Annotated in this window: 22 protein-coding genes, 2 tRNA genes and 1 riboswitch; of the genes, 2 read left to right on the top strand and 22 right to left on the bottom strand. The window is 43.9% G+C overall.

Going from position 1 to position 25,049, the window contains the following annotated elements; translation table 11 throughout:
* Window positions 1–50: 50 nt before the first annotated feature.
* From AB3489_RS10480 to AB3489_RS10500, 5 genes are all read right to left on the bottom strand, one after another.
* The gene (locus AB3489_RS10480) at window positions 51–1,229 is read right to left on the bottom strand and encodes an iron-containing alcohol dehydrogenase (RefSeq protein WP_368292818.1); all 1,179 of its coding nucleotides are present in this window, start codon (window positions 1,227–1,229) and stop codon (window positions 51–53) included.
* Between the two features lie 67 nt (window positions 1,230–1,296).
* Complete coding sequence (locus AB3489_RS10485) at window positions 1,297–1,779, bottom strand: hypothetical protein (RefSeq protein ID WP_368292819.1); 483 nt, start codon at window positions 1,777–1,779, stop codon at window positions 1,297–1,299.
* 94 nt (window positions 1,780–1,873) lie between these two features.
* The gene (pflA, locus tag AB3489_RS10490) at window positions 1,874–2,635 is read right to left on the bottom strand and encodes a pyruvate formate-lyase-activating protein (RefSeq protein ID WP_368292820.1); all 762 of its coding nucleotides are present in this window, start codon (window positions 2,633–2,635) and stop codon (window positions 1,874–1,876) included.
* A 12-nt stretch (window positions 2,636–2,647) separates the two neighbouring features.
* Window positions 2,648–4,882, bottom strand: coding sequence for a formate C-acetyltransferase (gene pflB / locus AB3489_RS10495; RefSeq protein ID WP_368292821.1), 2,235 nt, complete (start codon window positions 4,880–4,882; stop codon window positions 2,648–2,650).
* Window positions 4,883–4,955: 73 nt separating this feature from the next.
* Window positions 4,956–5,038, bottom strand: a riboswitch (ZMP/ZTP riboswitch).
* 97 nt (window positions 5,039–5,135) lie between these two features.
* Entirely contained in the window at window positions 5,136–5,858 is a 723-nt protein-coding gene (locus AB3489_RS10500; protein WP_019225456.1) for a DUF421 domain-containing protein, read from the bottom strand.
* A gap of 203 nt (window positions 5,859–6,061) precedes the next feature.
* Between AB3489_RS10500 and AB3489_RS10505 the strand changes: the two genes are divergently transcribed.
* Entirely contained in the window at window positions 6,062–6,274 is a 213-nt protein-coding gene (locus AB3489_RS10505) for a hypothetical protein (RefSeq protein ID WP_368292822.1), read from the top strand.
* Between the two features lie 99 nt (window positions 6,275–6,373).
* Here the strand turns inward: AB3489_RS10505 and AB3489_RS10510 are convergent, their stop codons facing one another.
* The 15 genes from AB3489_RS10510 to AB3489_RS10580 all read right to left on the bottom strand — a co-directional run bounded on the left by AB3489_RS10510 (window position 6,374) and on the right by AB3489_RS10580 (window position 20,457).
* Entirely contained in the window at window positions 6,374–6,685 is a 312-nt protein-coding gene (locus tag AB3489_RS10510) for a MerR family transcriptional regulator (protein ID WP_368292823.1), read from the bottom strand.
* Between the two features lie 46 nt (window positions 6,686–6,731).
* Complete coding sequence (locus tag AB3489_RS10515) at window positions 6,732–6,932, bottom strand: hypothetical protein (RefSeq protein ID WP_368292824.1); 201 nt, start codon at window positions 6,930–6,932, stop codon at window positions 6,732–6,734.
* Window positions 6,933–7,011: 79 nt separating this feature from the next.
* Entirely contained in the window at window positions 7,012–7,236 is a 225-nt protein-coding gene (locus AB3489_RS10520; RefSeq protein ID WP_368292825.1) for a hypothetical protein, read from the bottom strand.
* A gap of 645 nt (window positions 7,237–7,881) precedes the next feature.
* On the bottom strand, window positions 7,882–11,025 hold the full coding sequence (locus AB3489_RS10525) for an AAA family ATPase (RefSeq protein WP_368292826.1): 3,144 nt from the start codon (window positions 11,023–11,025) through the stop codon (window positions 7,882–7,884).
* Complete coding sequence (locus AB3489_RS10530; protein ID WP_368292827.1) at window positions 11,022–12,173, bottom strand: exonuclease SbcCD subunit D; 1,152 nt, start codon at window positions 12,171–12,173, stop codon at window positions 11,022–11,024. The genes AB3489_RS10525 and AB3489_RS10530 overlap by 4 nt, the downstream gene beginning before the upstream one ends.
* A 237-nt stretch (window positions 12,174–12,410) precedes the next feature.
* Entirely contained in the window at window positions 12,411–12,737 is a 327-nt protein-coding gene (locus AB3489_RS10535; protein ID WP_368292828.1) for a hypothetical protein, read from the bottom strand.
* 218 nt (window positions 12,738–12,955) lie between these two features.
* Window positions 12,956–13,036: transfer RNA gene (locus AB3489_RS10540), tRNA-Ala, on the bottom strand.
* 40 nt (window positions 13,037–13,076) lie between these two features.
* Window positions 13,077–14,495, bottom strand: a complete 1,419-nt coding sequence (locus AB3489_RS10545; RefSeq protein WP_368292829.1) for a cell wall-binding repeat-containing protein — start codon at window positions 14,493–14,495, stop codon at window positions 13,077–13,079.
* 168 nt (window positions 14,496–14,663) lie between these two features.
* Window positions 14,664–16,466: a hypothetical protein gene (locus tag AB3489_RS10550; protein WP_368292830.1), complete on the bottom strand. Its 1,803-nt coding sequence runs from the start codon at window positions 16,464–16,466 to the stop codon at window positions 14,664–14,666.
* On the bottom strand, window positions 16,459–16,797 hold the full coding sequence (locus AB3489_RS10555; protein WP_368292831.1) for a hypothetical protein: 339 nt from the start codon (window positions 16,795–16,797) through the stop codon (window positions 16,459–16,461). The genes AB3489_RS10550 and AB3489_RS10555 overlap by 8 nt, the downstream gene beginning before the upstream one ends.
* Before the next feature lie 62 nt (window positions 16,798–16,859).
* Window positions 16,860–17,420 carry a hypothetical protein gene (locus tag AB3489_RS10560; RefSeq protein WP_368292832.1) on the bottom strand — a complete coding sequence of 187 codons (561 nt, stop codon included), beginning with the start codon at window positions 17,418–17,420 and terminating at the stop codon, window positions 16,860–16,862.
* Between the two features lie 37 nt (window positions 17,421–17,457).
* Window positions 17,458–18,255, bottom strand: coding sequence for a hypothetical protein (locus AB3489_RS10565; protein ID WP_368292833.1), 798 nt, complete (start codon window positions 18,253–18,255; stop codon window positions 17,458–17,460).
* 58 nt (window positions 18,256–18,313) lie between these two features.
* Window positions 18,314–18,805, bottom strand: a complete 492-nt coding sequence (locus tag AB3489_RS10570) for a hypothetical protein (protein WP_368292834.1) — start codon at window positions 18,803–18,805, stop codon at window positions 18,314–18,316.
* A gap of 169 nt (window positions 18,806–18,974) precedes the next feature.
* Entirely contained in the window at window positions 18,975–19,907 is a 933-nt protein-coding gene (locus AB3489_RS10575) for a helix-turn-helix domain-containing protein (RefSeq protein WP_368292835.1), read from the bottom strand.
* A gap of 474 nt (window positions 19,908–20,381) precedes the next feature.
* Window positions 20,382–20,457 (bottom strand) — tRNA-Ala (locus AB3489_RS10580).
* A gap of 285 nt (window positions 20,458–20,742) precedes the next feature.
* Between AB3489_RS10580 and AB3489_RS10585 the strand changes: the two genes are divergently transcribed.
* Complete coding sequence (locus AB3489_RS10585) at window positions 20,743–22,053, top strand: ferric reductase-like transmembrane domain-containing protein (RefSeq protein WP_368292836.1); 1,311 nt, start codon at window positions 20,743–20,745, stop codon at window positions 22,051–22,053.
* Here AB3489_RS10585 and AB3489_RS10590 read toward each other — a convergent pair.
* Complete coding sequence (locus AB3489_RS10590; protein ID WP_368292837.1) at window positions 22,046–22,840, bottom strand: aminotransferase class IV; 795 nt, start codon at window positions 22,838–22,840, stop codon at window positions 22,046–22,048. The genes AB3489_RS10585 and AB3489_RS10590 overlap by 8 nt on opposite strands.
* The gene (gene pabB, locus AB3489_RS10595; protein WP_368292838.1) at window positions 22,821–25,034 is read right to left on the bottom strand and encodes an aminodeoxychorismate synthase component I; all 2,214 of its coding nucleotides are present in this window, start codon (window positions 25,032–25,034) and stop codon (window positions 22,821–22,823) included. Before pabB ends, AB3489_RS10590 begins: the two co-directional genes overlap by 20 nt.
* Window positions 25,035–25,049 lie beyond the last annotated feature (15 nt).

Below are 25,049 nucleotides of genomic sequence, written 5' to 3' on the forward strand. Positions count from 1 at the left end.
AGATTGTAAAAATCTTCAAAACTTAGCAGAGTAGAGTTCCTACTCTGCTTTTATAATGCAGCTTGGTAGATATCGATGATATCTTCAACCGATCCCTGCCTGGGGTTCGTTAACGTGCAAATGTCTTTCATCGCATTATTTGCCAGTTCTTCAATATCACCTTCCTTAAGACCCATCATAGATAGCTTTCCGGGAATACCAATTACAGAAGACAGATTCTTAATTGATTCAATAATAATATTTATCGCTTGCTCCTTATGATGTGTAACAGTCCCCATAGCTTCACATAATTTCAAAATCCGATGTTCCGGTATCGCCGTGGAATTGAATCTAAAAACATGAGGCAGCAGCGCAGCATTATTGAATCCATGAGCCCCATTATAAAAACCGCCCAGCTGATGCGCCATTGCATGCACATAGCCTAGACCTGCGCTATTAAAGGCAAGCCCTGCCATAATATTGGCATACATCATTTTTTCTCTGGCTTCCAAATCATTGCCGTTCTCATAGGCTCTCGGTAAGTACTCAAATGACAACCTCAATGCATCCAAAGCCAAAGCATCTGTAATCGGAAACGCCTCTGTCGAAACAAACGTTTCTATCGCATGCGAGACAACATCTATTCCAGAACTGGATGTTACTTCCTTCGGCATCGTGGTCATAAAAATTGGATCGTTTACGGATATAAACGGTGTCAATAAAGCTGAAGTGATTACCATTTTCACCTTTCTTGTATTGTCCGTGACGATTGCAGTATTTGTTACTTCTGCTGCAGAGCCAGCCGTTGTGTTGATTGTAATAAGAGGGATCATCGGTTTGGTTATTTTGTTATATCCTTCATAGTCTATAATCGAGCCACCGTTTACAGCGACTGCAGCAATTGCTTTTGCACAATCATGATTTGTCCCGCCGCCGATGGAAATGATTAATTTATAGTCTCGTTTAAAGACATTCCAGCCATGCTTGAAATATCTTAATCCGTCCTCAACAAAAGATACTGTCGGATTGGGGTGTAAAATCCCGTCAAAAATATCGTAGGAAATAAATAGACTCTTCAGTATCTTTTCAATATTTTCAACATACCCAAGTTTGATCATATTCTTATCAGTCACAATCAGCGCTTTACTTAATTTCCAGGACAATAACTGATTAGAAAGATCCTTAATTGCCCCAACGCCGATCAGATTGGTTTTAGGGATAAAAAAATTATGGGTATTTTCCAAAACCAAACCACCCACCCTCTGCAAAATGAATTATTAATATGAAAAAGCCGCAAGCATTGCTTAATCGCAATGCTTAGTAGGGATACATTTTCTCTCTGCTTTTATCCTCGACAAAATGGCTCCATTTTAAAAATGCCCAGGTGGCAACGGAAAACCAGACCGTGAAACCGATCAGCGGCAGAATTAATCTGCTGGAAGCCTTGAAGATTCCTATATCAAGCAATAAATTATAGTATAAAATGGAAGCAAAGACTCCTGCTGCTATAGAAATATAATAAAACGGCCTTTGTCTTGGTAAATAATAAAGATAAATAATGAAAAACGCTGTCCAGGCAATATTGGCAAAAAGATGAACACCAATGAAGCCAAAAGGGCCAAAATTCGTCCAAGAAAATAGTCCGGTAAAATATCCAAAAGCGTGGACAATAGAATCCATTATCCCGCCTAAGACAACACCAAACAAGGACAATCGCTGAATATCTTTTTTGGGCACAATAACGATTAAGAGTAGAATAAAAGTCGCAGCATAGAACGGATGCAACAAAAAAATTGGCATTACTGCAATCCCCTTTATATTATATGCTTAGGATATCCATTAAGGCATTAAACTATTCGGATATTAGAAGAGCGCCGTTTAACGTTTTCATTTTTTAATAGCCCGGAGCAGTTTCCGGCAGCTCTTTGGAGCAATACTTCAGCAACTCGGCAAGTCTTCCTTCTTCGAGTTCCTGAACATCGGCCAGCCGGTATGACAGTCCCAGCAGCTTATATTTTTTAATACCCATCCTGTGATAAGGTAGCAGTTCCATTCGTTCCACAGCTACTCCGCTATCATGAATAAGGCTACACAGGCTGCCGATATCATCTTTCTTGTCGTTAATGCCCGGTATCACTACGTGCCGTATCCATATCCGACAGCCTGCCGCCGAAGCTGCCTGCAGAAAATTCATTGTCGCACTTAGACTGCCTCCGATATATTGATCATACCGCTCTTGATCCGGCATTTTGATATCCAGCAGGACCGTGTCGGTATTTGCCAGCACCTCGGCTACCTCCTCCGACGGTGTCGTACCGGCAGTATCCAGAGCCGTGTTGATACCGGCCTTTTTAAGCTGTTTAAACAGTTCTGCCGCAAAAAGGGGCTGCATAAGCGGCTCTCCGCCGGAAAGCGTGACACCGCCTTCCCGGCCAAAGTAAGTGCGGTAACGCATCGCTTTTTGCACCAAAGCTCCCGCAGTGAACTCCCTCCCCCCATTCCTGTCCCAAGTATCGGGATTATGGCAATAGATACAGCGTAATGGACATCCCTGCATGAAAATAACCATTCTCAATCCAGGTCCATCCGCTCCTCCAAGGGTCTCAATGGAGTGTATCCTTCCCGTCTTTCCTATCTCTTCCGCTTTACCGCTCATCTGCTTACTGCCTCACAGCCTTTCATGGTAGGTCCTGCTGATGACCTCCTGCTGCTGCTGACGGCTGAGCTTGTTGAAGTTGACTGCATAGCCCGATACGCGTATCGTCAGATTGGGATAGCGTTCCGGATGCTCCATAGCGTCAATCAGTTGTTGCCGATTCAAAACGTTAACATTGATGTGATGGGCCTTCATATCAAAATAGCCGTCTAAGACCGCTACCAGGTTGCTCTTCTGCTCTTCAGGGTTCTTGCCGATGGTGGAAGGAGTTATGGAAAAAGTACAGGATATCCCGTCCCGGCAGGCTTCATACGGAAGCTTTGAAACAGAATTCAATGATGCAAGCGCCCCGTTTGCCTCTCTGTTGTGCATCGGATTAGCACCGGGAGCAAAAGCTTCGCCCTTTTTCCTTCCGTCCGGGGTTGCACCTGTCTTTTTGCCGTAGACCACATTGGAGGTAATTGTCAGCACCGAAAGGGTGTGTACGGCGTTTCTGTAAGCAGGCGTCTTTCTCAGTTCCCCGATAAAATCCTCTGTTAGCTCTGCAGCAATCGAGTCCACACGGTCGTCATCATTGCCAAACCGCGGGTATTCCCCATCTATTTCAAAGTCCTGGATCAGGCCCTTTTCGTTTCTGGCTGCCCGTACTTTGGCATACCTGATCGCACTCAAAGAATCCGCAACCACGGAAAGTCCGGCTATTCCGAAAGCCATAAAGCGTTCGACATCCGTGTCATGCAATGCCATCTGCAGCTTTTCGTAGGCATACTGGTCATGCATATAATGGATGACATTCATGGTATTGACATACAGCCTGGCGAGCCATCCCTGATAAAAAGCGAACCTCTTCATGACATCCTCGTATTCCAGCAAACCGTCCTTAACCCCTTCGGATACAGGCCCGACCTGTTTGCCGGTGATTTCATCCCTTCCGCCGTTTAAAGCCATAAGCAACATCTTTGGCAGGTTGCAGCGTGCTCCGAAATACTGCATTTGCTTGCCTATCTTCATCGCCGATACGCAACAGGCGATCCCATAGTCGTCCCCATATAAAGGACGCATTACATCGTCGTTCTCATACTGAATAGAGTCGGTATCGATAGACACCTTGGCGCAATAACGTTTAAAAGTCTCCGGCAGCGCCGCGGACCACAGCACAGTTAGGTTTGGCTCGGGTGCCAGTCCCAGATTATATAGCGTATGCAAGAAACGGTAGGACATTTTAGTAACCAGCGTCCTTCCGTCCTCGCCCATACCTCCGATAGCCTCTGTGATCCACATGGGATCCCCGGCAAAAAGCTCGTTGTATTCTGGTGTCCGAAGATGCCGGGCCATTCTCAGTTTAATGATGAAATCGTCTATGATCTCCTGGACCTGCTGTTCGGTCAATCTTTGCTGATCAATATCCCGCTGAGCATAGATATCCAGAAATGTGCTGACCCTTCCCAGGGACATGGCGGCGCCGTTCTGCTCCTTAATCGCGCCAAGATAGCCAAAATATAACCACTGAACCGCCTCTTTAAAATCTGCGGCTGGTTGGGATATATCGAAACCATAAAGCTCCGCCATCTTTTTCAGCTTTTCTAAAAAATCGATCTGCTTGTACAATTCCTCGCTTACTTTGATATTCTCCATGTCCATCAGTAACTGACCTTTTTTGCGCTTATCTTCTTTTTTCCCTGCAATCAGCCTGTCAACGCCATATAGTGCTACACGCCTGTAGTCCCCGATGATCCTTCCCCGTCCATAGGCATCCGGCAATCCGGTAATGACTCCGCTCCTGCGGGCTTCCTTCATTTCATCGGTGTAAACACGGAAAACGCCGTCATTGTGCGTCGTCTTGTAAAAGAACTTTCTTTCGATTTTCTCATCCATGGTATAGCCATAAGCCTTGCAGGCTTTCCTGGCCATATTGATCCCGCCAAAAGGATTGACTCCTCTTTTTAACGGCCTGTTGGTCTGAATGCCAACGATGAGTTCCTTTTCCTTGTCCAGAAAGCCCGGCGCATAGCTTAGCAATGAAGAAACCGTTGAGGTATCGATATCCAGCACGCCGCCAAATTCCTTTTCAAGCTTTTGCAGCCTTGAAAGTTTCTCTAGGATATGCTGCGTTCGATTCGTTATCTCCGTTAAAAAAGTTTCCTTACCTTCATAAGGCTGGTAATTTGCTTGTATGAAGTCCCTAACATCAATTTCCTGCTGCCATCTGCCGCCTTTGAAGTTTTCCCATCCTGTATTATTCATCATTTTAACCCTCCTGATTTGCCAGGTTCTGAATTTTATGAGGGTGACTCAGAAAATAAAAAAACCTGGACAATATTTATACTGCCCAGGCGGTCGACGTTTGAACTCTTCCAATCCCTTATGGTTCAACCCATATGTCCGCCAGTCTTGGAAGCTTACAGACATTCTATTATGGATGTAATGACTTTGTCAATTACCTTGTTTATACGGAGTTTATATGGAGCTATGTTTATTCAAAGCTCGAACAGAATAACGCTTATTCGAGTACGTCAAAAGGGACTGGATCATTGTTTTTTAGGTCTATATGCAATGTGCCGTCATAATCAAGAGACCCCAGTAAAACTTCTTGCACCGAATTAATCTTTTGTTTCTTCAATTCATGAGTTAACCACTTTTCATCCCGGTTCACAAGGCTGAGATGTTTTTTTAAGACTGTTCCGTCAATAATCAGGTTGGCAGCAATACCTTTAGCGGAAGTATTTATATTCATATCTTCAGGTGTTAAAGGTTGTTTTTGTGCTTTAAGTTGAATACTGACTTGGCCGCTTGTCTCAAGGATTGCGTTTTCTACATCGCTAATACTAAATGCACCTTTGTTCCTGCATTCCTCCATTACTTCATTGATATGAAATCTGGCTTTCTTTAAGTTTTGTTCGATCAATTTGCCATTCTGTATTAAAATCGTCGGCACTCCACATAAAAATTTTCTGGCCCGGATACTTCTCCGGGATACATAAGAAGACAGTAATACAAAGCTGCCATAAATAAGAATTCCGAGTATTCCGTGTAAATAAGGAATTTCATTATCTATTGCTAAAGATGCAGCAATAGAACCAATAGAAATGCCTATTGTGTAATCAAAAAAGCTTAATTGAGAGAGTTGTTTTTTTCCCAGTAAGTGAGTTAACAAAAATAAGATAATAACTGAAAGTATGCTTCTGAGCACAATATCTAAAATACTGATGATATTATCGTTCATGGTAATCACCCCTGTAAACTCGACCCAATTATTATGCGTATTATACATTCAAAGACAGAGAATTATACACCAAATGCCTTATCAATCCACCTTTTATTTTTTTCACCTGTTGCTTCAATGTACAAACGGAGTAAGACAGTACGCTTACAATGCTTTCAAACTTCTTAAACGGCAAACCAGGAAAAAGGTAGTTTTACATATTTGTGACGATATCCCGACCCAAAAGCTCCGCTTATGTCTGTCCGAACATCCTTTTGGCACGGTCATCCCGCCAGACCGGGGCTGAAGCCCTCACACTCGTCAAGGAATTTGGGCCTAAACCCGCCTCCCCCGGCGGAGACTTGCCAGATTCGAATCCGGATTCGAATCTTAGTTTTTCCCAGGCGGTCATCCTTCTGGGGATTGAACTATCCTAAAACACAGGGCTTCTTAATTCTTCAAATATTTCGTTGATCAATGTATCGATTTTAGAAATATCAGATGACTCTTTTTTTTGCAACATGACAGTGTCTGTTTCAGAAATAGAAAAGTTTCTGCTTCCTAATTAGTTCCATTTTTTTATCATCTAATATACGTAAAATCTCAGGAAAATTATTTACATTATGTGCTCTCTTGAATTGAAAAACCTTTCTAATTTCAACTAATGTGAAGCCTGAGAATTTCATTACTTCCGCATACCTCAAATCAAGTATATCCTGCTCAGTGTAATAGCGATATCTATTCTCCGAACGTTTAGGGCATACCAAGTCAAATTTATCATAATATCGCAATGTGTCTTTAGATATTTGTAATAAATTAGACACTTGCTGAATAGAATATGTCTGCATAAAATCTCCCTCCTATATACTCATAGCAACGTGTCAAAGTTGAAAATTAACTGAATAACTCTATACTTTCTCCCCACAAGTCATTACTAAGTTTGCGCGAGTATTTTTCCTCCAAGGATACAATTTCCGCTTTATCGTTGAAAAAATGTCCAGTATTATTAGAAAACTTTTCGTCAAGAGCAAGTTGCGACCCAACTGTTGAATTCTTTTTAGAAAAACGCCCCATAATTTTACCAATAAGCTTCATCCAGAAACCACTATTTCTATCCAGATTTGAATCAGGAATATAACCAGGATGGAAAATATTAACCGTGATGTTCTGGTTTTTAAGTCAGTAACACTCGAGCAACTGTGGCATCGTTAATTACATTAATGTATTGATAAGTCTCTGCTTTTTGAGGTTTAAACTCTGGTAATTTTACTTTTGCATGATTTATAGCATAAGGTAAAGCTCCAACAAATAGTATTCGTCCATGTTTTCCTTTTTCAAGTAACGTTGTAAATTCATTTGCCAACCCAAAATGCGAAACATAATTTATAACAAGATTCATATCATGGCCATCTTTAGACAACCGCAAATCTTGTAAAAAGACCCCTAAAGTGCAAACTAAAAATCAATATACTCCTACATATTTTGAACATTTTTTACCAATTGTTTTACCCCTTGATGCGTACTCAAGTCAGCCACAATGCAATGTACATCTGAATTATTTGATAGTCGAATTATTTCCTCTTTTGCTAAGTTCGCTTGCTCATTATTACTTCCAACTATAACAACTTCTACATTTCTGCTTGCTAAGTCGAGTGTACTCCAATGTCAAGATAAATATAAAGGAATATTAAAATCAGGTTTAACCTTATAACCCAAGCCTTTTCACTGAAAAATACTAAGATATATTTCTCATGGCACTATTTTGGGGATGTTGTTTTATGCTTATATTCAAATATATTCTCGAACTACTAATGTTAAATGCACCTTATTTCCATTTCTGTTTTGGACATGAAAAGAGGCAGAGTCTGTAGGTCTTTTGGGTTGACCTAAAAACTCTGCCTCATAAATATTCACTCATTCAATATGCAGTTCCATCTATTTTCAAATTCTACCTGTTTTCTAATTTATTAATACACCATTTTTAAAATAGGCATCAGGCTAAACACGCTACTTAGGCCAGCCGGAAGTTTTCTTCTCGATTTTTTCAAGAAATGAGATTAATACTACTTCCCCTATTACTCTTCATAATCACAACCTGCCGGTCAATCCGCTCTTTCAGCTCACTCACATGAGAAATTATGCCGACCAGACGATTTCCCGCCGCAAGACCTATAAGCGTCTGCATTGCCTGCTCTAATGACTCGGTATCCAATGCTCCAAAGCCTTCATCAATAAACAATGTATCGATTTCCACGCCGCCGGCATAGCTTTGAATCACGTCAGAAAGTCCCAGCGCTAGGGACAGGGATGCTTTAAAGGATTCTCCGCCGGACAGCGACTTTACCGAACGTATCCGGCCGGTATAATGATCCAAAACATCAATTTCCAGTCCGGTCTGAGCACGGAGATCTGCCGCGTCTTCTCTGCGCAGAAGCTCAAACCGGCTGTTTGTCATGATCTTCAGCCGCTTGTTTGCCTCAATAAGAATCTGGTTAAAGTATGAAGCCTGTACATACTGCTCAAATGCCAGCTTTTGTTTGCCGCCCAACTCGCCGTTCGCCGTTTTTGAAAGATTGCTCAGAAGGAGGTATTCCTGTTGATAGATAGCTGCGTCTGAGATTGCTCTGCTGAGAGCTTTTGCAATCGGTTCATTGGTTCCCAACCGCGCTATCAGCGTCCGAATGGATTCATCCGCCTTCCTTTTTTCCTGCTCCAGCTTTTGTTTTGCGGCTTCAAGCTGTTCCATATCCTGCTTCTGCTTGTTTTCGGTTTCTTTGAAAAGCCTCCGTAAATCCTGTTCTACAGCTTGGACTTCATTCTGATACTGGTCGATAGAATGTTTTAACTCGCTGATTTCCGATTCTGTTTTCAATGCGCTATGATAGGCTTCTTCATTGGGAAAATCACATTCAGACAGCTTTTTTGTGTAAGCTGCCAGTGCCTGTTGTTTTGTTTGGATGGTGTTGCTCAGTCTTTCTCTCTGGTCGCAAAGAAGAGTTTGGTTCCCCTCCAACTTGTTTTGAAGTGCATGATATGCTTCTTCAGCTTGCCTGAAAGCTTCTTTCAAAGAATTTAGATTTCCCGTCCATTCTTCTATAGATGCCACAGCCTGTTGGCGGTCTGCATACTCCAAAGAGGATTTGAGCACCTTGAGTTCTCCGGTCTTGGAAGCAATATCTGAGATGATGTTATTTTTCTGTTGTTCGTTCTGAGTCGTTGCTTCCTCGTTGGTCTTTAAGGATCCCTCTAAAGATGCAAGTTGTTCCTTAGATTGGTTTTTACGAGAGACTTGTTTTTTCAATTGGAGATATTGATCGTCATTCTCTTTCTTTTTTTGCCTGCTTTCTGCTAAGGCTGATTCGATCAGGGTCGCAAGTTGCTCCTGCATGATGCTCTTATCGACATCGGGGAAATATGCTCCGGCAGCATGTACCAACTGTTCCCGCGCCAGTTTGACTTCCGCCAGCTTAGCAGCCGACTGTTCGCTGGCTTCCTGCATATTCTGCCGGGCAAGGTCACTTTTTTGTTTTAATTCATTCAGCTCTGCCTCGATAGGAGCATCCGCGCCCAGCGTTGCCTTGTTGGGGTGAACAGTGGAACCACATACAGGGCAGGGATTTCCATCTTCCAGTGATGCCGCCAGAAGTCCCGCCTGTTCACGGAAAAAAGCAGTTTCTTTTTCCATATAAACTGTATTAACAATTTGGAATGCCCCTTGTGCACTAGTGAACTGCTGCTGCAGCCTGGCGCTCTCACTTTGTAATTTGCTGAGCCTGGATAAAGAATCCTGTAGATCAAGCAATCCGGATTGAGTGGCTTGCAGTTGTTTTGCTTCCTGCTCACAGACCGCCGCTTTTGCCTCTATGTCCGCAAGACGCTCCAATTCTTGATTGAGGTTATTTTTCTGCTCCAAAAAATCCGCTTTTTGCTGTTGGAGTTCTCCCAGCGCCGCACAAACTGCCGATTGCTTTTCCGTCAGTTTTTCCAATTCTCTTTCAAGTAGCTCGGAAGCTTCATACTGGGGAAGCATTTTTGTAAGCCGATCAATTGCGGAAGCAAGCTTTTCCCGCTCCGGTTCCTTTTCTTTCTCTGCTTGGTAGGCGGTTTGTACTGTTTCCAGGTCTTTTATCTGTGCCTGTATTTCAATATCCAGTGCCATGATGCTCTGTGTTAATTTCTGTTCGGCTTCCTGCTCCCGCAAAAATGCGGCTTCCAGGCGAGAGACGATATATAGCGCTTTTTCCGCGTCCTGCAACATTTTCTTCTGAACGTTATGTTCCCCTTGACGCTCGATCAGAGCGTTCCGCTTTTCTTGGACGATCTTCAAATCGTAAAAGGCTTGATTAATATATTGGGCCTGCATGATTATGGCAATCTGCGAAGCAAGATCCTTATCCAGTTTATCTACCTGCTGCTTTAAGCTATCCCGAAGAGTTGTGTCCACTGTGATCAAAGCCTGTAATTCTGACAGGATATCCTCCGCGGTATGTATGGTAGCTGTGCCTATCTTCGCGGATAATATCTGCCCTTGCTCACTTTCAGGGCAGGCGATTCCAGAGATATATTGAAAGATGCTCTGCTCAATGCTCTCACAGCGCTTTTTAGATTCGCGTTCACTGTCTTTCAATAAGCGTTGCGCAGTTTGATAAAGATCGGTATTGAATACACGCCGGAAAATATCGCCCCGTTCTTTACTGTCCGCAAGCAAAAGCTGGAGAAATTCACCCTGGGCAATCATAGCAATTTGCTTGAACTGTCGATAGTTGATACCTAAAAGCTCAACGATTTCTACCGTAACATCCCGATAGCCGGTGATGATGTCTCCGTCAGGCAGTTGCAGCGTGGCATCGGAATTTTCAGTCGTTACCCCGTCGCCGCTCTTTTTGGGCCGCTCATAGCGGGGATTCCGCGTTATGGAGTACATCTTGTCTTTATGCAGAAAGGTAAATTCGACATAAGTCTTAGCATTAGGCTCTGCAAAATCACTGCGCAGGGTGTCCACGGTTCTGGTGCAACCGCTCACCTCGCCAAACAGTGCAAATGCGATGGCGTCAAAAATGGTTGTCTTTCCAGCGCCGGTATCACCGGTAATGAGAAATAATCCCTGACCACCAAATGCTGCCAGATCCAGTTCAGTTCTGCCGGCATAGGGGCAAAAGGCGCTCATCACTACTTTTAACGGCTTCATACTCCAGCACCTCCCGCCTGTTCAAAAATCCGTTCCATTACCTGGACTTGTTCTGGAGTTAGCTCGTTGTTGTTTTGCATCTGATAGAATGCCGCAAATAAATCCATCGGGCTTTTTTCGGCAATGTCACCGGAAACGGCAATCTGTGCGGAAACGGCTTGTCTAGTGCGGCTGTTTTCAAAGTTCAGTACCATCAGATTACGATACACCTGACGCAACTGCCCAATCGCGTCATAGATTTCTTCCTCGTCCGTTAGGGTTGCATGGAGGTAATCTTCCGCACTATCCGGTTCTTCCCGTCCAATGCGAAGCAGTCCGGCAATCGGCCCTTTGATTTCACGGAGATCATGCAGAGAGATAAGCGGAAGCTGGTGGATTAAAAGCTCGCCTTTTACGCCAAGCTCAACAAATGTCACTGATTTTTGATGACGTACTTCGGAAAAGGAATATTTTAGAGGTGAACCGGCATAGCGGACGGTATCCCGTCCGATTCTCTGTGGTCTATGGAGATGGCCTAATGCGACATAATCGAAAGACTCAAAGGCGGAAACGTCCACGTTGTCCAGACCACCTACAGACAGGCTTTCTGACTCCGAACGCTCCGGCTGCTGTGTGCCACTTATCACAAATTGATGCGCCAGCAAAATATTTCGTTCCTGGGCATTGATTTCCGTCGCGGAAATGACCGCACGCACAGCTTCGTCATAGGACTCCATTAGCTGTTCAAAATAAGGTTTCACCATAGCCGGTTTCAGAAAGGGAAGCAAGTATATATTGACGATACCATGCTCGTCCTCCAGCGATACCTTTTGCAGAACACCATCAAATACACCGGCGATATGAAGTCCGTTTTTCTGCATGATCCGGCTTCCAAAGCCTAATCGCTCAGGAGAGTCATGATTCCCGCTGATCATGAAAACGGGCTGTCCGAATGCAGTCAATTTTGTCAGGAACTCGTCGAGCAGCTCCACCGCTTCAGCGGAAGGCTGGCTCTTATCATAGACATCCCCAGCGATGAGGACACCATCCGGTTTTCCCTCGTCGGTTATTCGCAAGATCTGTTCCAGTATGTATTTCTGATCATCAATCATATTAAATTTATTGACGCGCTTTCCGATATGCAGATCAGCAATATGGAGCAGTTTCATCGTATCATTCTCCCGAATTTCTATTCCTTTTCCGGTTTACTCTTCTTATACCTTTCATCTCTCGGTTTTTGTGCATTTCCGGTATGGCCCAAGCGTTTCCAAAGAGACAGCACCGGGTATTTTCCCATGAATACAAAGCACCTGAACCCTCCGCTGTGTAATTCCCCATCATCTTGATGCTTCTCGGGTTGTGTATAATTCATAAATTCAATCTTTCACAGGAGAACTTTGTATATTTTAATTATGCTTCCATACCGCAAATAATACAACGAATTCAATCGATAAGTTGATTATTTTTAGAAAAATAGCGTTATTTGTAGTTGCGAGCCTTTCTTCTTTACTTTTTCCTTCTTTTATTAACTCGGCATTATGTGTTTTGAGATTGGATAAAACCGTTAATTCATTTATTGATGCAAAATCTCTGATATTATTTTTCTTTGCCAATTCTACATTAGCCCGTCTCCATTGTTTCGCCGTACAGCCGAAAAGCGCTACATTTAATAAATCGGCTTCGTCCGCATAAGCAACCCATTCTGTCTGTTTTGTATAATCACTCTGTGGCAATACATATTTTTATGATATCAGCAGCCCGTGCATCCCCACCTTTAGCTTTTGCCATATCAGTGATACAAATATAATCATCCATATTAAATGAAGCTATGGTAACAGAAATGTCCTGTACTAAATAAGGCCACTGAAAAAGTCAAAGAAGCCACTGCTTTTTAGGCAATGGCTTCTTTGACTTTTTCTGTACATTTATTGTATTAATTATTGAGCTCATTTGGTGGAGATGATGGGATTCAAACCCACGACCTCTTACATGCGAAGCAAGCGCTCTCCCGAGTTCTGCGCAACGCATCCCCAATATTGGGTTATTTTCTCTACTTTAAATTCCAATTAAACTTATTCGTAAATTTGTTCTATTTCATTGCGAACCGTGTCCGCAATAGCGCCTGTCCCTCCTAAAAGTTGGACCGTTGTGGTATTTTGCTTGTTATCCCCCAGATACTGCTTAACATAAGCGGAAAGCGGGTCTCCGACAAACAGTATCGGGCTGTTGAATTTGGTGGCTACAGCTGAACCGGACAGCGCATCCGGGAAATCCTTACCCGTAGCCAGAAATACTCTTTCCGTATTTGCCCCAAAATTCTTTGCCACCAGAACCGCCGTTTCATAGATGTCACTGCCGCTGATGCGCCGGGCGTTGGTAAGTTGACTCAGTACATTGTTGCTGACGGCACTTGGGTTTCCAACCACAATGGTCTCCGTAGGTGCTATCGTTTGCAGCGCCGTTTGAATAACAGCCGGCAGGGAATTCGGCTGGGTCAGTAAAATGGGAATCCCCTGATAGGCGGCTTGAGGCGCAACCACCAGCGCGTCATGGAAATCCTGGCCAGTCGTTATGACGACCTTGCCCTTATAGCCAAGCTCCGCGGCAATTTTGGCCGCTGTTGCATACCGGTCAGTACCGCCGATCCTTTGCACAGTGTAATTCTGTTTCAGTTTGCTCTCAATCGCCTCGGATACAGCGCCGCTGCCGCCCAGAATAATGACCTTTTTCACTCCCAAGCGGGTAATTTCCGCTGCAGTGGCAGGGGTCAGCGTCAGACGGTTGGTAAATAAAATGGGCGCGTCGTATTTTTTGGACAGGGGCGTTCCTGTGAGCGCGTCGGGATAGTTGTCCTCTCTTGTTAAAATGATGGTTCCGGCACCGTTTGGCCAGCCCTCTTGCGATACCGCAATTGCTGTTCCTATTCGGCTTGCTCCGCTCAAACGATCCGTTTTGGAATACGTCCCCGAACCGATGGTAACCATGTTGGATATGGGGGAAGATATAGGCTGTACGTCCGGCCAGCCCTCGTAGTAATCGTAGTAGACGCGGAGCTGGTAGGAATAAATATGGCTTTTAATATCGACGGAGGTCAGGGTACCTTCGTCAATGGGATCGAAGGTAATTGCAAAGGTACCGGCGCTAACGGGCGCTTCGCCGTCCTCGCCGCCGGTGTAAACATTAATATATCCGCCGCCGCCGAACTCTTCCCAGGAGCCGTCGTCAACCTTCACCGAATACTCCCAGAAAACAGAACCGCCGCCGGGGGCCTCGCTGTCGAGATTGAGAACGCTCTGGGGGAAATAGACCTGGGCTTCAAAATATGGCCTGCCGTCATCATATGTCTTTAACGCGATTTTCTGGATAGAAGGAGCTTCTAATGACGAAGGAACACCTTCCGGCAAATCTGCAAATGCAGTGATCGGGAATAGTGCGGTAACGAGAAGTGCCACAATTAATAGCAGACAAGTCCTAACAGACGGTTGTTTCATGATAATCCTCCTAAAAATAATATAGACTCTCGGCATTCACCGAGGCAGATAGCACAAACCTTTGCTTGTACCATCCCTATTGATTTCTCCTGCTTTCGGGTAGTGGGATTTCATTTATTACACGATGCCGTATGCTTTGTGTTGAAACATGCTTAAAAACAAGAGTAGTTACTTAGGCGTATGCTTGATCTCAATCGTATACGCAATGCTTCCAGAGGCGCTACCTTCTTCAGGATAGCTGATTGAAGCGGTTTTGGTGAAACTTTCCGAGCCCATGACGGCATTGTTGTTGGTGAAGGGCACTTGGAAAAGGTAATTCCCATCTTCCTGTTTGTAATCTTGGAATAATTGTTCCGCCATAAAGTTGACAAAGCTGTATTCATCGGACGATTTTTGATCAAGCTCGGGGTTATACCAGACTTCCGTCTGCGCTCCGATGGTATCCACTTGAACATCCACCGTTTTACTGTCGCAGGGAGAGAAGTTGACAAACTTCATATTCACCGGATATTTGTTGGGATAATCAATTCGTGTCGTATTTGGCGAGCTGTTGGAATAGCTTACATATTCGCCCTCGCCTTTTCCGGTAAACACTTTTTCGTCGTTTTCATCCAGCCAGGACAGTTCCACTTTGCCCTTTAACGTCATTCTTTGATTGGCGATGCCGGAATGCAGCGAGGCGTCGTAGTTTACAGTGAAGGTCATCGCATCCTTAAGCTTCTGCAGGTACTTCCGGGAAAAGTCCTGGGAGACCTGAAAATCCGAGGTAAAAATCAGCGCGCTCTGAATCAATGACACTGCCGGTCCCATTGCTTTGTAATTATGCTCTTCTCTGATTTCTTTAATCTTCTTGTCTGCAGCACGGACCATCCAGTCGGAAAACGTATCCAAATAAGGTTGGATAGAGATATCCACTCCCAGAGTTTGAGCTTCTTTTAAAATCTTCAAAGAAGCGTTCATTACCGGGATCAGTTTATCGACATCATTTTTGTAGGAGGCGATCAATTTATCGGCTTTCTTGATATTTCTCAGCTGCAGAAGCCCGGCATAATAAAAGGCTTCCTGGTTCTGGTCCAACAGAGCAACTTCACGGCCTGAGGCCAAAAGCTTGATGATCAAATCCTTCTCCGGCTGAACCACATTTTCAATGTACATATCCAGGGCCCGATTTCTTACCTCCGACGCATTTTCGCCATCTTCATCCTTACACATAAAGGTATAATCCGGTGGCACAGGGGGGACGGATATCGGGGTCTTGAGAAAAGCTTTAGCTTCTTTTACGGCTTCTTTGTACGACTCTGCAGCCATTTCAGCCGCCTGCTGAAATTCTCCTTCACTTACCGGTGTATAGAGAATATAGGAAGAAAAATGGGCTACTTCTACGGAAAGCTTATCTGTTTCCGCTTTCTTGGCAGCAAAATTCAGATACTTTCCGGACTGATCCCCGAAAAAAACAACGGATTTGTCCGTACTGGCCTTTGGCCCGGTAATGGACAGGGTGGCCGGAATAATAAACTGCAGGCCTTCTGGTTGTAATACGACGCCGGCATTCAGCTGGCCGGAAAGCATGTCTGTGCTGATATCTCCAGCCAATTGCATGGAAATCGTTTCGGCATAAGGCAGGGCATTTTCCGGAATATCCAGGCGCCAGACATTTCCTTCCGTATCTTTAAGCTCCAGAAAGACCGGACCGCCCAGAGGCACATAGCGGATGGAAACTTTGCGTGTTTTATCCAGGGTTAGAGTGGCATTCCCTAAAGAATAATATGAACTCGCTTTGTCGTTATTGCTGGTTTCCTGATCTGCCAAAGTAACCTCTTGCTTTTCAATGAATTTTTTCAGGTCATCATCCGTTGTTTTTTTAGCTGATGTTTTCGCGCAGGAACAGGCAGTCATTAGCATGGCAACAGATAAGAAAACACAGACTATTTTTTTAATTTTTGCAATCTTTCCACAGCTCGGATTACTCATTTTTAATAATTCTATACTTGCCAATAACGGGAAGTTCTTTTGCCTTACCATTTAAGGTATGAATCAGGCCCAGAATTGCAATAATTAATATCGCCAGCGAAAATAACGGCAGGAGAAGCCAACCTAAAACAGGGATAAATGACAAAATGACACTTCCGGCAACCCCCGTGATTAACAACAATAATCCCTGATTGGCATGGAATTTTCCGAATGGTGAATCTGCGCAAACGATAAGCGGCAGGAAGAAAATAATATATGCCAGAGCTGAAATCACTTTGTTTTTTTCAATATCTTCCGCTGTAAATTGAGTTGGTTTTTCTTGTTGATCCATAAAAATTCTCCTCTTCTGTAATCATATAAAATCATCTAACTTCGACGAAACCAGGCATATTTTTATTCAAAGCGGATATCCGAAAGTATTTTCGCATAATCTGCCGAGAGTGAATCAAAGGAACCTGCTAAATCGCCAAAAGTAATCGCATAGACGTCTGCGCCCACATAAAGATAGACATATTCATATTTCATCTGCATGCTACTGACCGTACAGGTGAACATGATTTTTTGGGCGTCGATTCCTCCTATACTTATCTTTTCTGATTGACCAATGTACTTGACATCACCAAAGGATCGTTCGAAGTATCCTTTGGCTTCCTGTACAACGTCACCAAGAGTTTTTCCACTAAAATTTTCTTTTTTAACCATAAAGCTGGCCGTGTTTTTCATATATTGGACCTGGAGAACGGAACCGGTTACCGGCTCCCAGCCGGAGGGTGGCGTAATCTGAATTTTCGTTTCTGCTGTTGTGGCCGTTGTCGGTGAAGTTTGCTGGGCGCTTGGTTCGGATTTTCCTTGACTTATCGGTTTTTGGTCCTGTACAGGTTTTTCTTGAGAACCGCAGGCTGAAAGAGCAGCCATTAAAATAAAGCAAAGACAAAGCATCATTAGTTTTTTCATTGCGGAAATTCTCCTTTTTTGTAAAGTAACCGAATCGCTATTGCGCCGGTTTTTCCATTGTAATTGTCGCTGTATTATTGCCTTCCACAATGTTCAGGCAAGCATTAACCCACTCGCCTTTAGCATTATAAGCCCGAAAATCACTCGAAGAAACGCTTGTGCTTTCATCCACATCTTTCGTAAAGCCGTTCAGCTTAAGCAATTTGATATAATCTTCAAAAATTGCTTTATCCACATGTTCCAAAGAAACCGTGACACTCTTGTTATTGTCATTGACAACATCCACGATCCTTCCTACCAGTTCGGGAACGCCTTCCATATAGTTTTCCGGCCAGGACGCAGCATCGGTCATATCGACGGCCGTAGCGGATTGGCCGGAAGCGTCACCGGTACCGAAGGAGATCGTACCTTCCTTGGCGGTAACATTATAGGTGAAAACCGCTGTTGAACCGTTTGCCGCCTTGCCGCTGTGAATCAGACTTTCCTCGTCGGCCACACTCAGCTCCCCGGTATATCCCCTTTTTTTCATTTCGGCAATATAGGCTTGGGCATCTTCTTTCGCCATTTCGGAAAAAGCCACTGTACATTGCCCAGTACTGTCATCCTTCAACACGGCGCTGATCTTGCCTTTTAATCCCGGTAGATTTCCCATGCTATCGGTAGGCCATTTTAAATTTTCTCCGACATCCAAGTCGCTATTCGTACTTTGGGCCGCATTTCCTTGGCTTTGCTCCCCACTGTTTTCATCTGTTTTACTGCCTGATCCACAAGCCGTTATCATAAACGCCATACATACGATGATCACCACAGTAACAAAATACCTTATTATTTTCATTTACTCACCTTGACTTTCCAGTTCTTTTTAAGAAGCGCTAATATCACACAATAACCGCTTATTTCATAAGCATCACTGCTCCATGAGATATATGATCATTGCTTTCAACTACCGGGAAAAAAACGGCGCTTTCATAACCGTCACTATAATCCGGGACGAAGTCATCCCTCACAAACATGGAGAGAGGCTCAACTAGATTTTTCAACAACGTTGTTTCCCCTAAAAAGATGTCTTCCACAGCTTCCAGCACAGCAGAATTCTCATTGGTAATGCGGCTTAGAAAATTGATTTTTCCCGCTTGTACATCGTCAGGCTTTATGTTTGCTCTTTGCAACAGGATATGATTGGCCATGATCAGTATGCCGTTGCGTTCAAAAATGGCAATAGGATAGGGAAAATTACCAATTACCTGAAAATGCAGTCCCTCGTTTTGAATTAACAATTGCATGCTTTTTATTAAGCTGTCCTGAATCTTAACCTTCTTTTCAATGTTTTTTTGCATCTGAATTAGATCTTCGAGAAGTTTCTCCTTGCTCTTTTTTTCACTCACTACTCACCACCTCATTTCATAAAAGGCACCTTTTTACCTCATGGTAGTAATTTTCAGAGAATAAATATAGTTAATATCAACCTGACTTTAGTAAATATATTGCTCAATTAAAAAAGCTCCCGTGTTCTTATCACAGACACGGAAGCCTTTATCCTATACTTTTTTATTTTTATCCAAGTGTTTTTCGGTATTGTGATGGTGTCATTCCTACCTTTTCCTTGAACACCCTGGCGTAATTTCCATTGTAATTCAAACCGCAGGCAGAAAAAGCTTCGCCAATAGATAGATTCTGATCGCAAAGCTTCTCCTTCAGCTTATTTATTTTAACGTCCTGATAATAGCTGAAGGGAGTCATGGAAGTATACCTTTTGAAAAGACGGGAAAAGTGATATCGACTCAGATTTACCGACCTTGCCGCCTTGTCCAGATCAAATTCTTCCAGCCAATGACTTTCTATATATACCTTCGCTTTAACCATTTCTTCTTTACCATTATACAGCTTGGATGTAACAAAGACATGGACGACATAGGCCAGTCGATTATGATCATCAAAAATAGGAAAACAAGTGATGTTTTGGAAGCTCATGTCAAAGCAAAGCTCGCCTACCTCAAATCGATTGATAATTTCTTGAATTGGCATTTCTAATTCTTGAAATTGTACGGTTTCACCTTGAAATGACTTTAAAATTTGTTCTCTTGCTCGTTCTTCCCATTTGTCGATAACTGGATCTTTTAATACATTAAATTTTCCGATTAAATGATCTTTCGAGGGTATATGCATTAGCCTTAATGATGCTTCGTTAGTTAAAACCATCGTCCCGTTCGGTGAATAAACTTGAATCGGATAAGGAAAAAATTCTATAATCCTTGAAAGCATCTCTTCATTTCCACCCCAGGATTGAAAAGGACGGACAATGTCTTTTGGACTTTCTTCCATTACTTTATATCTGCCATCTCTTGGTTTGGCAGTGTCGTTGGGAATGGTCCAGACCTTGCCAAACTGGACAGCTCCTGCTATCATATCCTGTTTGCATAGATATTGCACACGTCTTACAGATACTCCCCACTTTTCCGCAGCTTCCCGAACTGTCATGTAGTCCATAAAATCACGTCCTCTATTTTAGATAAGAACATATAGACAAATATGTTATTGGTTTCCAGTATAATACGTGAGTGCGTATTATACCAGAGATTTTCATTCAACCCATCGCCGGACCTCCGTAACTAAACTTTGTTAATAATTTGCAACGATCGATCAATATGTATGGATCAAACAATTGGTAGCAACGATGAGGGGGAAATCCCTCTTTTTTTGATTTTTGACTTACAAAAACAAAAAGGCAGGATTTCCCTGCTGTAAAAAAACATCAAACCCGCATGAATAGCAGGTTCTCAGACAAATTTTGGTGGAGATGATGGGGATCGCTCCGCTTCGCCTTCGGCTTCGCTATCACGCCAGGTCGGGAAAATACTCCCATAGGTCGCATTTTCTACGGCCATAAATGGCCTATCCTCCCGTTCGATCCCCTTCATCTTTCATTAAAAAAAGCTTTACTTACGTAAAGCTTTTGATTTCTGGTGGAGATGAAGGGGATCGAACCCTCGACCTCTTACATGCGAAGCAAGCGCTCTCCCAGCTGAGCTACATCCCCACTGTTTCAAAACAAAAAACAACTATTCAATTCACATGAGTATCATTATACTGAATAATCCTAGTTTTCGCTAGAGTTAGATAATTAAAAATTATGATTCCGGAACTATTTTTTGATAAACACTTCATTCTGACGGAGAATTGCAGATGTGATACACTGTATCCAACAGCGCTTAAAGGAAAAAAGCAGGTCTGTGTGGAATATATTACCTCATCATACTATAGCAGCACTATAGTATGATTGCTTTATTCCTTTACTATTCTATTACTCTTGGAGGATGAAAACATGCGCAAACATCAAGGCCCCCTGTTCATTCTGCTTACTTTGATCCTGACCTTTATCTTCTGGTCAGTCAGCGAACCATTAAAGAATGTTGCCCCGGTCAGACAATACTCCGAGATGGCTGCTTCGCTCATGCTGGTTTGCTTTGCCTGGGTCAATTTTATTTCAACACGCCATCCGCTGCTGGACTCCTTATTCCATGGCCTGGACAAAAGTTACCTTTACCATAAAGTTTTAAGTATCACGAGTGTTCTTTTGATCTTCGTGCATCGATTTACGCTCGACGCAGGTAAGGGTAATCATTATGGGGAGAACAGGGTGAATTTGGGACCGGGTCCAAATGGTCCGCCACCAGGAGCGGAAAATGGGGCGGAGCTTTTTTCCGGGATCGCCAACCTGAGCATGCTGCTTTTTATCGTCTTAATCTTGCTTGCCCTGTTCGCCTGGAAAATGAATTATGAAAAATGGAAGAATATTCACAAGCTCTTTTTTATTCCTTATATGATCGGAATCATTCATTATTACGGCAGCTCGGACTATGCCGTTACAGGCTTAAGCTCCCTGGGGCTGTGGCTGAATCTGGTCAATCTGGTCGGTCTGACTTCGGCAATCTACAGTATAGGATTTTATGAAAGAACAGCATTTCAATCCCGCTATGTCGTAACGAACATCCGCACAGTCGCCAAAAATACCCTTGAAATTACCGGCAAAGCCTTTAAAAAAGGAATCCGCTATAAGGAAGGACAATTTACTTTTATCAAGTTTACCGAGGAAGGCAAAAAATTTCCTTCTCATCCGTTCACGATAAGCCAGTCTTTCCGAAAGAATGAGATTCAGTTTGCGATCAAGGCTTTGGGAGATCACACCTCTGCTTTATTGGAAAACGTTCAGGAGGGAGATACTTTTGCCGTAACCTCTCCCCATGGCCGCTTTGATTATAAGGCAGGATCAAAACGTCAAGTCTGGCTGGCCGGTGGAATCGGCATTACGCCGTTTCGGAGCTTTTACCAGTCTGCGATCTCTCCGCAATATTCCATTGACCTGTTTTACTGTTATAACAATGAAGCCGAAGGACCCTATTTGGATGAAATAAAAACCCTTGCAGCCGGGAGTGGTATTCGCGTGCATTTGCACGATCTCCAGACGAAAGGGTTTCTGGATGCCGAAGATATTTGCGAAGTGGTACCCAAGACCGAAACTGTTGATGTCTATTTCTGCGGTCCGGAACCGTTGAGGATCAAACTGGAAAGAGAATTAAAGACCTGCGGACTGCGTATCGGACATTTTCACTACGAGTCTTTTCAGTTCAAATAGGCAAGGACAGCCGACGCCCAAGTGTTCCATCAAGCCGAAAGACTTTTTCTTCCAGTTCGCTTACCGGCATGACGTCCATCAAGGAATTGGTAAGGAAAACTTCATCAGCATTCAATAAGTCTTCAGGATAATAAACGCCTTCACTGAACGGTATGGGAAGCTCAAGGGCTTTTTCTATCACGATCCTTCTTCTGATACCGGCCAGGCAGCCGCTTTCCAGGGAAGGCGTATAAAGATGCCCATTCTTTACAAAGAAAACATTGCTTCTAGTCCCCTCCATTATCTGGCCCCTGCTGTTCAACCAGATCCCTTCAAACGCACCGCCGCCCTGCACCGCGCGCAGGGCAGCGGCAGTATCGAGAAAATCTGCGGATTTAATGTAGTTGAGCGGTATAGGGTCAACCCGGTGTTCTGGCATAAACACAACCCGGACACCCTCTTCATATTGTTCACGAGTATAGGAAACCGCTCTAGTGCTAAGAAGCCACTGGTTATTATGATTATGATTTTGGCTTTGATCGGAAATCAGACTCGGATCTTTCCTGATTTCTGCTCTTAAAGCAAAAGGCAGCTGCTCAATTTTAGTTTCTCTTAGGTAAGTTTCGATCTTGTTCAGCCATTCATCATAAGCGGGAATGGTGATTCCAAGGAGCTTACCGCCCTTGCTCATCCTCTCCCAATGCAGTTCAGGCACGACGATCCCGTCGGCAGTAACCTTTATCGTTTCAAAAATACCGACAGGCTTGATTTTATCGAAGCTTCTGTTTTTACTTTTCTGATTTCCCATCAAGCTTAACCCCCAAAACTTCCAGAAGCCTTCTCGCTTTATGGATCGTTTCTTCATATTCTTTTTTGGGGATCGAATCGGCAACAATTCCTCCCCCGGCATGAAGATACGCCGTTTTCTCTTTCAGCAGAATGGTCCGGATCACAATATTCAAATCCCAGGCCCCATCGAAGCCGATATAGCCGATGCTCCCGGTGTAAATACCCCTATTGTAGGGTTCAAGCTCATCGATGATTTCCATCGCTCTGATTTTGGGCGCACCGGTGATCGAGCCGCCCGGGAAAATGGCTTTGATCAGTTCTTCCGGTTTCAAGGATTTCTTGAGTTTTCCAACGACTGTAGCAACGAGGTGCCAAACAGTCGGATATTTTTCCAGGGTCAGCAGTTCTGTGGTAAGCACTGATCCAAACTCACAGATCCTTCCAAGGTCATTGCGTTCGAGATCAATGATCATCGTAAGTTCAGCCCTGTCTTTTTCACTGTTAACCAGCTTATCTGCGAGTTTCTGGTCTTCCTCCGGCGTTTTTCCCCTTGGCCGGGTTCCCTTGATTGGGCGCGTTTCAATATTTCCGTCCGGTGTAATCTTAATAAACCGTTCCGGAGAGGATGACAGGATCTGAAAATCGGGATACGGCAAGAACGCAGCAAATGGAGCAGAATTCTTGTGATGAAGCTGCTCATACAAATCCCAGGGGTCTCCTTCATACCTGACACTGAACATCTGAGCCTGATTCGCCTGATAGATATCACCGGCATAAATGTAATCAATGACCCGCTGCAGATCCCTGTAATATTGTTCCTGGGAGACAGCTTTATGAACTTCGGCAAAGGAAATACCGAAAACAGCTAATTCATTTCCTGTGCAGGGGTGCTCTGCTGAACCATTAGCCAAATATTGTTCCTCTACATAGTGCCGGAGGAGCTTCTCCAGTTTATCAAGTCTTTCCTGCGCGAGAGAGGGGGCGCAGCAGCCCTGATCCGTCATGCCGCAGGCCGTCAGACTGTAAGTTCCCGTTGCGTGTTCGTAGACAACAATCCCGTCATACCAGGCCAGCCGCCAGAGCGGCATCCCAAGGTCATCTTTGACCCGTACAGGCAATTCTTCAATCTCATTTTTCAGATCGTAGCTGAAGTATCCGACAGCCCCTCCGGCAAATGGAAAAGGTGCCGCGAAAGGAGCCTGATATTTCAAGACATAATCGTTCAAAATTGTTAGGCTGTACTGCGGTGCGGAGTAAGCGATCAGTTCCTCATCTTTGCAGCTCTTTGCGATGCTATACTGATATCTATGAGCGCTGATCTTTAAAAAAGGATCCGCCCCAAAATAAGAATACTTCCCAAGTTCGGTATAACCGTCCCCACTGTCCAAGAAGAAAGGATCTCTGGCATTTTTAAACACCTGAAGCATCTCGAACGGCTTTAGATTCGTAATGAAAGGTCTAACTTGCCAGATATTCTGCTTGATTTCATCTTCATCAGGCGTTTCCTGGGTTTCTGATATTTCTAATTCTGGTGTTTCCAATGTCTTTACTGATCCTGGTATTCCTGGTTTCTGAATTGTTTGTGGTATTACAGATGCTTTTAACGCTTGAATCATCTTTGATTTGCCGTGTTCACTAAGCCACCTGCGGGCATCCTGTACTGCGTTCCGCAGCATTTGATGACCGTTTTCTGTAAGAATAGCCTCCGGATGGAACTGTACTCCTTCAATCGGCAAATAGCGGTGACGGATCCCCATCACCTGACCGTCTTCTGTTTCCGCGGAAATAATAAAGTCAGCAGGTATACTGTTTCTGCGCAGGGCCAGAGAATGGTAGCGGGTCACCGTAAAGGGGCTGGCAATATCCCGGAATACGCCGGATTGATCATGCATGATGCTCGATATTTTGCCATGAACCGGCGTCTTGGCTCGGACAACCTCAGCCTCAAAAACCTGCCCGATCGCCTGATGGCCAAGGCAAATGCCCAGCAGCGGAATTTTCCCCTGGAAATGCCGAATGACTTCCAGCGCAAAGACCGCTTCATTCGGTGAGCAGGGACCCGGAGAAATCACAATAAGCTCCGGTTCCAGCTGCTGGATCCAGGCGATCGTACACTCCTCAGGACGCCGAGCGAGTACTTCCTCCCCGAGCTCTCCAAAATACTGGTACAGATTGTATGTGAATGAATCATAATTATCCAAGATGAATATCATCGATAATACTCCTTT

This window comes from Dehalobacter sp. TBBPA1, from assembly GCF_040931655.1.
GTDB classification, from domain to species: Bacteria; Bacillota; Desulfitobacteriia; order Desulfitobacteriales; family Syntrophobotulaceae; genus Dehalobacter; species Dehalobacter restrictus.